The organism is Pseudomonas sp. BJa5 (assembly GCF_030272875.2).
GTDB lineage: Bacteria > Pseudomonadota > Gammaproteobacteria > Pseudomonadales > Pseudomonadaceae > Aquipseudomonas.
On record NZ_JALRNG020000026.1, the window covers coordinates 59,327 to 73,041 of the forward strand.

The following is a 13,715-nucleotide window of genomic DNA, read 5'->3' on the forward strand; positions in this document are numbered from 1 at the left end:
CCATGCACGTACTTCACCTGAGCGCCTTGTCCGCTGCCCAAGGCGGCATGAGCGAGAAAATCGGCGCTCATGACTGGGGCAAGACGCCTCTTGGCCCCCTGCAGACCTGGCCAGCCGTGCTGCGCATCGCCGTGGACATGATGCTGGCGTCCAGGTTTCCCGGCTGCCTGGTCTGGGGGCCGCAAATGGTCACGCTCTACAACGACGCCTTCAAGCCGGTCCTCGGCGCCAGGCCCGAAGCGCTTGGGTGCAGCTTCGACGAGGTCTGGGCCGAGTCCTGGGACAGTCTCGGGGCGATGGTGTTCAGGGCGTATTCCGGTGAGGCGATCTTCGTCGAAAACTTCCCCCTGATGAGCGAGCGCAACGGCACCCTGGAAAAGGCCTACCTGACCTTCTGTTTCAGCCCCGTGCGGGATGAAAGCGGCGAAGTGGCCGGTTTTCTCGAGACCGTGATCGACACCACCGCCAGTATCGAAGCGGCGCGGCAGTGGCGGGCCCTGGCCGAAACCTTCGAGCAACAGGTGCTGGCCCGTACCGTCGACCGCAATCGCTTCTGGCAATTGTCCACCGATGTCATGCTGACGCTTGAGTCAGACCTGACCATCACCGCCGTGAACCCGGCCTGGAGCCAGGTGCTGGGCTGGGAGGCGGCCGAGATGCAGGGGGCGGCGGTCTTGTCCCTGGTGCATGTCGATGACGTCAAGCAAGTGCAGACCATCGTCGAGCAGTTGCGTGCCGGCCTGTCCAGCGACAACGTGGTCAGCCGCGTGCGTCACAAGGACGGCCACTACCGCTGGTTCAACTGGGCGGCGATGCCCGGCGAGCAAGGCTTTACCGCAGTGGGGAGCGACGTCACCCTGGAGCGGGAGCGTGAAGAGGCGCTGCTTCACGCCGAGACGATGTTGCGCCACAGCCAGAAAATGGAGGCCATCGGTCAGTTGACCGACGGTATCGCCCACGATTTCAACAACCTGCTCACCGGTATCGGTGGCAGCCTCGAGATGCTCGAGCACCGTCTTGCCCAAGGGCGGCTGGAGCAGTTGCCCCGCTATATCGAGGCCGCCCGAAAGGCTGCCGATCGTGCAACCGAACTGACGCACCAGCTCCTGGCATTTTCACGCCGCCAGGCGCTGGATCCGCGTCCTGTCGATCTGAGCGAGCAGATACGGGGCATGGCGGACTTGATCCAGCAGACCATGGGGCCGGCCATCGAGGTACAGCTGCAGTTCGAGCCTGCGCTCTGGTCCGTGCTGGTCGATGCCAGCCAGCTGGAAAACGCCGTGCTCAACCTGTGCCTCAATGCCCGGGACGCCATGGGGCCAGGAGGGTGCCTGCGCATCAGCACCGGCAACGAGCGGCACACCGCCCAGCTCGGGGAACCGGACAGCCTGGCGCCGGGCGACTATCACTACCTGCAGGTGCAGGACAACGGGCGGGGCATGGATGCCGGTACCCTGGAGCGTGCCTTCGAGCCTTTTTTCACCACCAAGCCTGCCGGTCAGGGTTCCGGGCTTGGCCTGTCGATGGTCTACGGTTTCGTCCGCCAGTCGGCCGGCCAGGCATGGATCGACTCCAGCCCCGGCACCGGCACGCGGGTCAAGCTGCTGTTGCCGCGGTGTTTCGACGAGGACTCGCCGGAGCAGGAGGTCCAGGTCCTTGAAACAACCCGGTCGAGGGGCGGACGGATCGTCCTGATCGACGATGAGTCGATCTTGCGCACGCTGGTCAAGGAAACCCTGGAAGAGCAGGGCTACAGCGTGTTCGACGCGGGCGATGCCAATGGCGGAATCCGCTTGCTGCGCGAACTGGGGCCGGTGGATCTGCTGATCACCGACGTCGGCCTGCCGGGCGAGTTCAACGGCGATCAGGTGGCCAATGCCGCGCGGATGCTCGATCCGCAGCTGAAAGTGTTGTTCATTACCGGCTTGACCGATCGCAGGCTGGTCGAGTCACAGCTGCCGATGCCGGGATTCGCCCTGATGACCAAGCCGTTTTCCCTGCAGGCACTGATCAAGCAGGTGCGCGCGATGCTGGCGGGTGATCAGCCGGCGCTGCCGGAGCGAGAGGCGCCAGTGCGCTGACTGGCCACCCGTTCGAGCAGCAGGTAGAGCACACCGGCGACCATCAGCGGCAAGAGAAAATACACGACGCGGTAGGCAATCAGTGCCGCCAGCAGGGGGCCTTTGCCTACGCTTGCGTGCAACAGGGTGAGAAACACCGTCTCCAGTACCCCCAGGCCTGCCGGTATATGGGTGACGACCCCGGCGATACTGCTGATCAGCAACACCGCAAGGATCGTCGGATAGTCGACTTTGTCCGCCAGCAGGCTGTACATCACCAGCGCCATCAGCGCCCAGTTGCCGGCGCCCATCAGCGCCTGCAGGGCGGCCATGGGCAGTGAAGGCAGGATGATTTCATGGCCGCGAAGGTGCCAGCGCCGGCGCCGGGCGCAAGCGCAGGCCAGCAGGTAGGCCAGGGCCGCGACCAGTAGTAGCAGGCCGATCAGGTGCAAGCCGGTGCTGCCGATGTCCAGCCCTGCCGGCAGGCGCGGCAAGCCACTGGCGAACAGCGCGCCGGCCAGGCACAGATAGCCGAGCCAGTTGGTGACAAGCCCCAGGCCGAGGATCCGGGTGATGGTCACCAGCGCAAGGCCAAGCCGGCTGTACAGCCGATAGCGCAAGGCAATGGCACCGACCCAGGCGCTGAGGTTGAGGTTGAAGGCATAGCAGACGAACGCCAGTGGCAGTACCTGTCGGGCTGGCAGCGAGTGACCGGTGTAGCGCCGGCCCAGCAGGTCGAAGCAACTGAACAGGACGAAGCTGCAGGCGCTGACCAGCACCGCCAGGGCCAGGGTCTGCCAGCGATAGGCGGCCAGGGCCTGGTGGACCTCGCCCCAGTCCAGGTTCCTGAGCAGGCTGATCACCAGCATCGGCACCAGGATGAAGAAGGCCAGGGTCAGCAGTTGCCTGGCACGCCGCCAGCGCTTCGATGACCGGCTCATGTGGTCTTCTCTGCCGGTTGCCGCGCGTGCAGCAGCGGCTTGAGGCGTGGCACATGGGCCGGCAGCCAGCCGGCCATGGCCGGAAAGTGGCGAATGAAGTGGAAGGTCAGGAAAATCAACGGTGCACGCCACCAGTAACCGCGCATCACCCGTTGCCGGCAGACCGGCTTGCAGCGGTGCACGCACAAATCCTGCAGGTGCTCGTGCAGGCGTTCGTTAAGGGACTCATCGCGAATGATCAGGTTGGCTTCCAGGTTCAGCGACAGGCTCAAGGGGTCGAGATTGCTTGAACCCACGGTCGACCAGTGGCGATCGATCAGGGCGACCTTGCCATGCAGGGGCCGCTCACAGTACTCGAAGATCCTTACCCCGTCGCGCAGCAGGTAGTTGTACAGCAAGCGCGAACACAGGCGCACCAGGGGCATGTCGGGCATGCCTTGCAGCACCAGGGTGACTTTCACGCCACGGCGGGCGGCGTCGCGCAAGGTGCGCAACAGCCGGTAGCCGGGAAAGAAATAGGCGTTGGCGATGGTGATGCGTTCGCGGGCCGCAGTCAGGGCCTTGAGGTAATGCCGCTCGATATCGTTGGGATGGTCCTGGTTGTCGCGGATGCACAGGACCATGCTGGCCTGGTCGCTGTCGGCGTCCAGGGGCAGGGCGCGTTGCCACCAGTGGCGGCTGCGGCGCTGCAGTGTCGCCGATTCGGCAAGCAGGGCCAGGGTGGCCTGGCGCAGGTCGGCGACAATCGGCCCGCGTACCTGCACGGCGTAGTCCTGCTTGGCCATGGGACCGAAGTCGGCCAGGTGGTCGGCGCTGTAGTTGATGCCGCCGACAAACCCGACTTCACCGTCGATCACCAGGATCTTGCGGTGCAGCCGGCGAAACAGATTGGTGCGCATCCCCAGGCGTCTGGGGCGCGGGTCGAAGGCCTGCAGGCGCACCCCGGCATCGCTCAGGGCCTGGAGGTAGTCGTGGCTGAGGTCGGCGGTGCCATAGCCATCGACCAGCATCTGCACGCGGACACCGCGACGTGCTGCGCCGATCAGCAGCTGTTGCAGTTGGCGACCGACCTTGTCTTCGAAAATGATGAAGGTTTCCAGCAGGATCTCTTCCCGCGCGCAGTCGATGGCGGCAAATACACTGGGGAAGTAGTCCTCGCCGTTGATCAGCAGTTGGACCTGATTGTCGGCACGCCACTGACTGTTCACCAGCGCACCTCCACGGCCAGCGGCAGGTGATCGGACAGGTGCGTCCAGGGTTTGCGCGCCACGACCTTGGGCGCGTGGGCCCGGGCATTGCGCAGGTAGATACGGTCCAGGCACAGCAGCGGCCAGCGCGCCGGAAAGCTGCGGGCAGGACGGCCATAGGCCTGGGTGAAGACCTCCTTCAAGCCGCAACCGGACAGGCACGCATCGGCACGGCGGCGCCAGTCGTTGAAGTCGCCGGCGACGATCACCGGGGCGTTGTCCGGCAGCGGGTCGAGCAGGCGACACAACAGCTGCAACTGTTGCTGGCGCTGGCGTTCGTCCAGGCCCAGGTGCACACAGATGGCATGCAGTTCCCGTGCGCCCGGCAAGGCCAGTACCGAATGCAGCAAGCCGCGCTGCTCACGGCCTTTGACGCTGATATCGAGGTTGTCGTGGCGCAGGATCGGGTACTTGGACAACAGCGCATTGCCATGCTCGCCGTCGGGGTACACCGCATTGCGTCCATAGGCGAATACCGGCCACAGGCTGTCGGCCAGGAACTCGTACTGCGGCACGTCCGACCAGTTGGGATGACGCCGGCCATGCTGGCGATGACTGCCGAGTACTTCCTGGAGAAACACCAGGTCGGCATCTTCGCTGCGCACCGCCTCGCGCAACTCGGGCAGCACATAGTGGCGGTTCAACGGGCTGAAACCCTTGTGGGCGTTGACGGTCAGCACCCGTACAGCGTCCACGGCCGATGCCGCAGCCAGGGTGTCAGCGGGTAGCGGCTGGCTCATGACGAAGTCGCCTTGCCCGGCATCTGGTCATTGCAACGGGGCAGATAGATATCGACTCGGGTACCCTGTCCGAGCTGGCTGTTCAGCGTGACGTGCCCCCCGGATTGGTTGCTGAAGCCATAGACCATCGACAGCCCGAGGCCGGTGCCCTGACCGACGGGCTTGGTGGTGTAGAAGGGGTCGAAGGCGCGCTCCAGGGTACTTTGCGCCATGCCGCAGCCGGTGTCGACGATGCTCAGGCGGACATAATCGCCCGTAGGCAGGGCATGGCGACCGAAGTGGTTGGCCTCCAGGTGCTGGTTGCTCGCCTTGATGGTCAGGCGTCCGCCGTCGGGCATGGCTTCGCAGGCATTGCGCAGCAGATTGCCCACGGCCTCCTGCAACTGCTGCGGGTCGACATGGGCGGGCCACAGTCCGCTGGCGGTTTCGACCTTGAGGTTTACCTGCGGATCGAGCAGCGGTTCGAGTTGCGCTGCGCACAACAGCTCGCGCAACTGCACGGGGCGGCTGTCCAGCGATTGCCGGCTGGCAAAGGCCAGCAGGTTGTGGGTCATGCTGGCAGCGCGCTTGACGGCATTGCGACTGAGCTCGAGCAGGCCGGGCAGGGTCTCGGTTCGCCCTTGTTTCAGACGCTTGTCAATCAGCTCCAGGCTGCCACCGATCCCGGTCAACAGGTTGTTGAAGTCATGGGCGACGCTGCCCGCCAGTTGCCCGATCGCTTCCATTTTCCGCGCCTGGTCCTGGTTGCGGATCTGGTACTGGCGGCGCCGGGCACGCAACGAGGAATGGGCCAGGGCCAGCAGGCTGGCGGGGTCGAACGGGCATTGCAGCTCGAAGAAGTTGCCCAGATCGATCGTTCGTGCCCGCGGCGCTGCCCGGCCCTTGTGCGTGTGGGTCAGCAGCACCACCGGCAGGTTCGACCAGTCGGGCTGGCGGTCGAAGTAGCGTTGCAGCGGCGACAAGTTGCTACTTTCGAGGGTCTGCTCGTCGACGATAGCCAGGCCTGCGCCATGGTCCAGGGCCGCCCCCAGTTCTTCCAGGGTCGCAGCCGCCAGCGCTTCGATGCCTGCCTTGTTGAGCAGGTCGAAGGTCAACTGGCCCAGGGGTTCGCCAGCCAGTATCAGGGCGCGTTCGCAGTCGAGCGACAGATCGGCCACGGTGGATCTCCTGTGACAGGGCAAGGACAGCGGATGCCAGGGGTTACTGTCGTTGCACTATCACTGGACCACAGCGCCGGGACGGCGGTTCAACCGGATTGCGCCAGTGGCGGCGAGGCCGGTCTAGAGGCCTTGCTGCACCAGGGGGTCGTCGGGGTTCAGTTGCTCCAGCTGGGCCAGCAGGATCTGCACGTTCTGCAGTTGGCCGGTTTCCTTCCAGTACTCGATCAACAGGACCCTGGCCTTGCGGTTGGCCGGGTCGCGGCTGAGGACGGTCTCCAGCTGCTTCTGCGCCGGCCCCACCTGATCCAGCTGGTGCAGGCTGGTGGCCAGGGTATAGCGGTAGTCGTTGTTGTCCGGCTCCAGCTCCAGGGCCCGGGCGAAGGCGAGCAGGGCATACTCGTCCTGGCCGTGGCGCAGCAGCCAGAGGCCCAGCTCATGTTGCAAAAAGGCCGAGTCCGGCTGTTGTTGCAAGGCGCTGGCCAGCACCTGGCGCGAGGCTTCGGTGTGCCCCTGGCGTTCCAGCAGTTGCACCTGGCCGGCCAGGGCCTGCAGGTTGCCCGGATCCAGTTGCAAGGTCTTGTCCAGGGCGGCGGCGGCCTTGGGGAAGTTGTCTTCATGCAGGTAGAGCTGCGCCAGGTGCAGCTGTGCCGGAGCATCGTCGGTGCGTTGTGCCAGGGTGTGCTGGTACTGCTCCAGGGTGTGCTGCAACGGGCCGAAGTACAGGCCGATTTCATCCGGCCCCAGGCCGAGCAGGGCATCGACCACGGCAAAGCGCACGCTCTGGTCCTCATCGTCCAGCAGCGGGCCCAGCACCAGGCTGCGCTGGGCACCGGGCAGCATGGCCTGGATGCTGGCGATGGCGGCGCGGCGCACCAGCGGGTCGTCGTGCTGCAGGTCGCGGGTGGCCAGCTTCAGGGCCAGCGGCGATGGGTAGTTGGGCAGTTCGGCGTACAGGCCGGCGCGGCGGATGGCCGACAGGTCGTTGCGGCCCAGTTGCTGGTACAGCACTCGCGCGGCGCCGGGCTGGCCGTTGTGGGCCATGGCCACGGCCTTGGCATAGCTGTGCTTGAGCGCAGGCGTGGGTGCCGGGCTGTCGTCGCGCCAGAAGTACCCGCCAAGGCCCAGGATGACAAGCAGGGTCAGGCTGATCAGGGTGTATTGGCGCTGTTTCGACATGGGTGGATCCGGGACACGCGGCAGTCAAGGGTACCAGCTTGGGGCAGTGGGGGGATGGCGTCAAATGCTGTGTCCGGACGAGACCGTATGTGGTCTTATCGCAGGCTTCGCCAGCTCCCACAAAGACAGTTGCAACCCGGTCACTTCGTTGTACCTGATGTACAGAGGTCGCCAGGTTTTAAGGCCGTTTCACGGCCGATCGCAGCCTGGCGGCAGCGGCTACACCGTCAGGTAGTCAAGACAGTTGAGCCCACAGGCTGGGTTGCTGTGGGAGCTGGCGAAGCCTGCGATGGGGGACACCATAAAAAAGCCCCGCGAGCGCAAGCAGGCGGGGCAAAGGGCCGGTCAGAAACCAACCAAAGGAGTCGTTGGCTCAGTGCGCCGTGGCGACGTTCTCCGCCTGCCAGCCACCACCCAGGGCCTTGTAGATGGCAACGATGCCGCGATACAGGTCGACCTCGCCCTGGGCCTGGGCGTCTTCGGCGCTCAGGCGTTCGCGCTCGGCATCGAGCAGCACCAGGTAGTCCACCGTGCCTTCGCGGTAGCGGATCGAGGCGAGGTCAGCGGCCTTGCGGCTGGCTTCGCTCTGGCGCACCAGCGACAGCAGGCGTTGCTGGCGCTTGTTGTAGTCGCTGAAGGCGTTTTCCGATTCTTCCAATGCCAGCAGCACCTGCTGTTCATAGGTGGCCAGCGCCCCTTCGGCATCGGCGTTGGCACCCCGCAGGCGGGCCCTGACGCTGCCCAGGTCGAAGGCGGCCCAGGTGATGCTCGGGCCCAGGGCCCAGGCCTGGGCGGCCGAGGAGCCCAGTTGCGAACCACGTCCGGCGGTAAAACCGAGGAAGCCGCTGAGGCTGACCCGCGGGAACAGGTCTGCTGTCGCTACACCGACGGTGGCGGTCGCCGCAGCCAGCTGCCGTTCGGCGCTGCGGATGTCCGGGCGGCGCTGGAGCAGTTCGCCCGGGTCACCCACAGGCAGGGCTTTGGCAATGGCCGGCAGTTGTGCAGGCGACAGGTCCACGCCCAAGGCATCCGGGCGCTGGCCCAGCAAGGTGGCGATGCGGTTGCGCGCCCGCACCTGCTCGGCCTGCAGTTGCGGCACGGTGGCCTCGACCTGGGCCAGGCGCGCATCGGCCCGGACCACATCGAGGTCGTTGCCTACGCCTGCATCGCGCAGGGTTTCGGTGATACCCCGCGAATCCTGCTGGGTCTTGAGGTTCTCCAGGGCGATTTTTTCGCGCAACTGGGCACCGCGCAGCTGGCCGTAGGCATCGACCAGTTCGGCGATCAGGCTTACCTGCAGCTGCTGCAGGTCGGCCAGGGCGGCATCCTGTTGGGCGTCGCTGGCTTCCAGCTGGCGCTGGATGCGCCCGAACAGGTCCAGTTCCCAGGCCATGTCCAGGCCCAGGTCATAGCGTTCGCTGTTGACCCGGTCGGTGGTCTGCCCCGGGATCTGGCCCTTGCCCAGCTCGCTGCTGACGCGGCTGGTCACGGTCGGCAGGGCGTCGTTGCTGACGTCGTCGCGTATCGCCCGGGCCGCCTTGAGGCGGGCGAAGGCCACGCGCAGCTCGCGGTTGCCTTGCAGCGACTGGCTGACCAGCTGGTTGAGCACCGGGTCGTCGAACTGCTTCCACCAGATGCTCTCGAAGCGGCTGCGATCGTACGTGGCCTTGGCCGTCGGCTCGTTGGCGGCGCTCAGTTGCGCTGCCGCGGTGTCCGGCGCCTGGTAGTCCGGGCCGACGGCGCAGGCCGCCAGGGCCAGCACCAACAGGCTCGGCATAAGCAACTTCAGGTGCGTGCTCATGCATGGCTCTCCAGCTTCAACGCATGGGCCGCCTTGCGGGCCTGGCTGCGTTCGACATAACGGCGGATCAGGACAAAGAACACCGGGGTCAGCAACAGGCCGAAGAAGGTCACCCCGATCATCCCGGAGAACACCGCCACACCCATGGCGTGACGCATTTCGGCACCGGCACCGGAAGAGAACACCAGCGGTACCACACCCATGATGAAGGCGATCGAGGTCATCAGGATCGGCCGCAGGCGCAGGCGGCAGGCCTCCAGTACCGCCGCCAGCGGATCCAGGCCCTCGGCCTGTTTGTCCTTGGCGAACTCGACGATCAGGATCGCGTTCTTGCACGCCAGGCCCACCAGTACGATCAGGCCGATCTGGGTGAAGATGTTGTTGTCGCCCCCCGAGAGGATCACCCCGGTGATGGCCGACAGCAGGGTCATCGGCACGATCAGGATCACCGCCAGCGGCAGGCTCCAGCTTTCGTACTGGGCGGCCAGCACCAGGAAGGCCAGCAGCACGCACAGCGGGAAGACGAACAGCGCGGTGTTGCCCGCCAGGATCTGCTGGTAGGTCAGCTCGGTCCATTCGAAGGTCATGCCGTTGGGCAGTTCTTCCTTGAGCAGCTTCTCGATAGCCTTCTCCGCCTGGCCGGAGCTGTAGCCCGGGGCTGCGGCGCCGTTGATCTCGGCGGTGATGAAGCCGTTGTAGTGCATCACCCGGTCAGGTCCCGAGGTGTCGCTGACCTTGATGAAGGTCGCCAGCGGAATCATCTCGCCCAGGTTGTTGCGCACCTTCAACTGGCCGATCTGCTCGGCTTCGAGGCGGAACTGCTGCTCGGCCTGGACGTTGACCTGGTAGGTGCGGCCAAAGCGGTTGAAGTCGTTGGCATACAGCGAGCCCAGGTAGATCTGCAGGGTGTCGAAGATGTCGTTGATGGCCACGCCGTGGGTCTTGGCTTTCTCCCGGTCGATGGCGGCATCGACCTGGGGCACGTTGACCTGGTAGCTGGTGAACAGCCCGGCCAGCTCCGGCACGTTGTGGCTCTTGGCGATGATGTTCTGGGTTTCCTTGTACAGCGCTTCGTAACCCAGGTTGCCACGGTCCTCGATCTGCAGGCGGAAGCCGCCGATGGTGCCCAACCCCTGTACCGGCGGTGGCGGGAAGATCGCGATATAAGCGTCCTCGATCTCGGCGAACTGCGCGTTCAGCGCGGCGGCAATGGCGCCCGCCGACTGGCTCGGGTCCTTGCGCTCGTCGAACGGCTTGAGCGGGGTGAAAACGATGCCGCTATTCGGGCTGTTGGTGAAGCCGTTGATCGACAGGCCCGGGAAGGCCACAGAATCGGCCACGCCCGGTTGCTTGAGGGCGATCTCGCTCATCTTCTTCATCACCGCTTCGGTGCGGTCGAGGCTGGCGGCGTCCGGCAGTTGGGCGAAGGCCACCAGGTACTGCTTGTCCTGGGCCGGGACGAAACCGGTCGGGGTGGAGGAAAAGCCCAGCCAGGTCATGACAATCAGGCCGCCATAGACGAACAGGGCGATGCCGCTGCTGCGGATGACCCGGCCGACGGTGCCGACATAGCTGTGGCTGGCGCGGTCGAAGAAGCGGTTGAAGGGGCCGAACAACCAGCCGCCGAGCAGCCGCTCGAGCATGCGCGAGAAGCGGTCCTTCGGCGCATGGTGTTCCTGCAGCAGTACCGCGGCCAGGGCCGGCGACAGGGTCAGCGAGTTGAACGCCGAGATCACGGTGGAGATGGCGATGGTCAGGGCGAACTGCTTGTAGAACTGCCCGGTGAGGCCGGAGATGAACGCCGCCGGCACGAACACCGCGCACAGCACCAGGGCGGTGGCGATGATCGGCCCGGTCACTTCGCCCATGGCTTTCTGCGTGGCCTCAAGGGGCTTCAAGCCCAGGCCGATATTACGTTCGACGTTCTCCACCACGACGATGGCGTCGTCGACCACGATACCGATGGCCAGTACCAGGCCGAACAGCGACAGGGCGTTGAGCGAGAAGCCGAACAGGTGCATGACCGCGAAGGTACCGATCAGCGACACCGGTACGGCCACCAGCGGGATGATCGAGGCGCGCCAGGTCTGCAGGAACAGGATCACCACCAGCACGACCAGCACCAGGGCTTCGAACAGGGTGTGGACCACCGCTTCGATGGAGCCGCGCACGAACACGGTCGGATCATAGACGATGCTGTAGTCCATGCCTTCGGGGAAGTCCTTCTTCAGCTCGGCCATTTTCGCCCGCACTTCATCGGAGATCTCGATGGCGTTGGAGCCCGGGCGCTGGAAGATCGGGATGGCCACTGCCGGCTGGTTGTTCAGCAGCGAACGCAGGGCGTACTGGCTGGAGCCAAGCTCCACCCGGGCGATGTCCTTCAGGCGGGTGATTTCGCCGTCGGCCCCGGAACGGATGATGATGTTCTCGAACTCTTCCTCGCTGATCAGACGGCCCTGAGTGTTGATCGACAGCTGGAAGCTGGCGCTGCCGGGGGCGGGCGGTGCGCCCAGCTGGCCGGCGGCGACCTGGCGGTTCTGCTCGCGAATGGCGGCGACCACGTCGCTGGCGGTGAGGTTGCGCGAGGCGGTCTTGTTCGGGTCCAGCCAGACCCGCAGCGAGTAGTCGCCCATGCCGAACAGCTGCACGTCACCGACACCGCCCAGGCGTGCCAGCTCGTCCTTGATGTTGAGGATGGCGTAGTTGGACAGGTAGAGCATGTCGTAGCGGTTGTCCGGCGAGGTCAGGTGCACGACCATGGTCAGGTCGGGCGAGGCCTTGTCGACGGTGATACCGATACGGGTCACTTCCTCGGGGAGCTTGGGCTGGGTCCGGGTCACCCGGTTCTGCACCTGTACCTGGGCGTTGTCCAGGTCGGTGCCCAGGGCGAAGGTGATGGTCAGGGTCAGCTTGCCGTCGGCGGTGGACTGCGAGGACATGTAGAGCATGTTTTCCACCCCGGTGATGGCCTGCTCCAGGGGCGCGGCCACGGTTTCACCGATCACTTTCGGGTTGGCCCCGGGGAAGTTGGCGCGCACCACCACGGTGGGCGGCACCACTTCCGGGTATTCGCTGATCGGCAGCTGGAACAGCGAGATGCCGCCGGCGATCAGGATCAGCAGCGACAGCACGGCGGCGAAGATCGGCCGGGTGATAAAAAACTTGGAAAAATTCATCGGACGGATCCCTTAACCGCGCGGTGCCGAAGCACTGGCGAGTTTCACGTTGGCGGCGGCGACAGGCTTGCCCTGGCTGCTGGCCTCCAGCGCCTGGCGTTGCTGGGCGAGGGCGGCGATGGTCGCTTCACTGGCCATCGGCGTTTCCTGCGGGTCGACCGGCGAGCCTGGGCGCACCCGCTGCAGGCCCTTGACCACGATGCGATCATCCTTGCTCAGGCCGCTGCGCACGATGCGCAGGCCTTCGAGCTTGGGCCCCAGTTCCACGGCGCGGTAGGCGGCCTTGTTGTCCTTGTCCATGACCAGCACGAACTTCTTGCCAAGGTCGGTGCCCACCGCTTCGTCATTGATCAGCACCGCCGAGTAGGTGGCGCTGCCCACCAGCTTCAGACGCGCATACAGGCCCGGGGTGAACTGGCCGTCGGCGTTGTCGAACACTGCCCGGCCGCGGATGGTGCCGGTCTTGGGGTTGACCTGGTTGTCGACGAAGTTCATCTGCCCCAGGTGCGGGTTGCCCTGCTCGTTGGACAGGCCCAGGTACACCGGGGTGCTCTGGCCGCGCTGGCCGTCGCGGGCCAGCTGGGTGTACTTGAGGTACACGCGCTCGTCGGCATCGAAGTAGGCGTAGACCTTGTCGGTGGAGACCACGCTGGTCAGCGGGGTGACATCGGCGGTGACGATGTTGCCGGCGGTGAACTGCGCCCGGCTGACCCGGCCGCTGATCGGTGCGGTGACCCGGGTAAAGCTCAGGTTCAGGCGCGCCAGGTCCAGCTGCGCCTGGATCGCCGCGACACCGGCGCGGGCTTCGGCCGCGGCGCTGCTGCGCGACTCGGCAAGCTCGGCCGAGATGGCATTGCTGCTGCGCAGGCGTTCGCCACGGCTGGCTTCGTTTTCACTGCGGATGGCGGTGGCACGGGCTTGCTGCAGTTGCGCCTCAAGGCGCCGGACCTCGGCCTGGAAGGGGCGCGGGTCGATCTGGAACAGCACATCGCCTTTCTTGACCTGGGCGCCTTCGGTGAAGGCCACCTGATCGATCTGCCCCGAGACCCGTGGACGCACCTCGACAGTTTCCGGCGCTTCCAGTCGGCCGGTGAACTCGTCCCACTCGTTGATCGGTTGTTCCAGTACCTTGGCCACGCTGACCTTGGCCGCTGCCGGCGCCTGCACGGCTTCCGGGGTGCGACCGCAGGCACTCATCACCAGCACTGCAAGTAAGGCCAGGGGGTAACGCAAGGGTTTGAGTGACTGTTCCATGGTGTATCCGCCCATTTATTGAGAATGGGCGGATTCTGCGTTTTGCAACTATCAACGACGAATCGAACGGGACGAAGGTTATTATCACCACGAATGATAGGTAGGAGCGGGCTTGTCCCGCGATGCGATGTGGCTGACATATCGCTATCGCGGGGCAAGC

9 protein-coding genes are annotated in these 13,715 nt (G+C 65.4%); 1 reads left to right on the forward strand and 8 read right to left on the reverse strand.

Annotation, left to right across the window (positions count from 1 at the left end; translation table 11 throughout):
* The first annotated feature begins 2 nt into the window (after window positions 1-2).
* Window positions 3-2,081, forward strand: a complete 2,079-nt coding sequence (locus tag M2D63_RS16000) for a PAS domain-containing sensor histidine kinase (protein WP_285863918.1) — start codon at window positions 3-5, stop codon at window positions 2,079-2,081.
* On the opposite strand, the gene M2D63_RS16005 is transcribed toward M2D63_RS16000, so the two are convergent.
* The 8 genes from M2D63_RS16005 to mexE form a co-directional block, all read right to left on the reverse strand.
* Window positions 2,042-3,001: a lysylphosphatidylglycerol synthase domain-containing protein gene (locus M2D63_RS16005; RefSeq protein ID WP_285863919.1), complete on the reverse strand. Its 960-nt coding sequence runs from the start codon at window positions 2,999-3,001 to the stop codon at window positions 2,042-2,044. The two genes, M2D63_RS16000 and M2D63_RS16005, sit on opposite strands and share 40 nt — an antisense overlap.
* Complete coding sequence (gene clsB / locus M2D63_RS16010) at window positions 2,998-4,209, reverse strand: cardiolipin synthase ClsB (protein ID WP_285863920.1); 1,212 nt, start codon at window positions 4,207-4,209, stop codon at window positions 2,998-3,000. The genes M2D63_RS16005 and clsB overlap by 4 nt, the downstream gene beginning before the upstream one ends.
* Complete coding sequence (locus M2D63_RS16015; RefSeq protein WP_285863921.1) at window positions 4,206-4,988, reverse strand: endonuclease/exonuclease/phosphatase family protein; 783 nt, start codon at window positions 4,986-4,988, stop codon at window positions 4,206-4,208. The genes clsB and M2D63_RS16015 overlap by 4 nt, the downstream gene beginning before the upstream one ends.
* Window positions 4,985-6,145, reverse strand: coding sequence for a sensor histidine kinase (locus M2D63_RS16020; protein WP_285863922.1), 1,161 nt, complete (start codon window positions 6,143-6,145; stop codon window positions 4,985-4,987). Before M2D63_RS16020 ends, M2D63_RS16015 begins: the two co-directional genes overlap by 4 nt.
* A gap of 123 nt (window positions 6,146-6,268) precedes the next feature.
* Window positions 6,269-7,324, reverse strand: a complete 1,056-nt coding sequence (locus tag M2D63_RS16025) for a tetratricopeptide repeat protein (protein ID WP_285863923.1) — start codon at window positions 7,322-7,324, stop codon at window positions 6,269-6,271.
* 373 nt (window positions 7,325-7,697) lie between these two features.
* On the reverse strand, window positions 7,698-9,125 hold the full coding sequence (locus M2D63_RS16030) for an efflux transporter outer membrane subunit (protein ID WP_285863924.1): 1,428 nt from the start codon (window positions 9,123-9,125) through the stop codon (window positions 7,698-7,700).
* Complete coding sequence (locus tag M2D63_RS16035) at window positions 9,122-12,301, reverse strand: efflux RND transporter permease subunit (protein ID WP_285863925.1); 3,180 nt, start codon at window positions 12,299-12,301, stop codon at window positions 9,122-9,124. Before M2D63_RS16035 ends, M2D63_RS16030 begins: the two co-directional genes overlap by 4 nt.
* Window positions 12,302-12,313: 12 nt before the next feature.
* Complete coding sequence (mexE, locus tag M2D63_RS16040; protein WP_285863926.1) at window positions 12,314-13,555, reverse strand: multidrug efflux RND transporter periplasmic adaptor subunit MexE; 1,242 nt, start codon at window positions 13,553-13,555, stop codon at window positions 12,314-12,316.
* Between the last annotated feature and the right edge of the window lie 160 nt (window positions 13,556-13,715).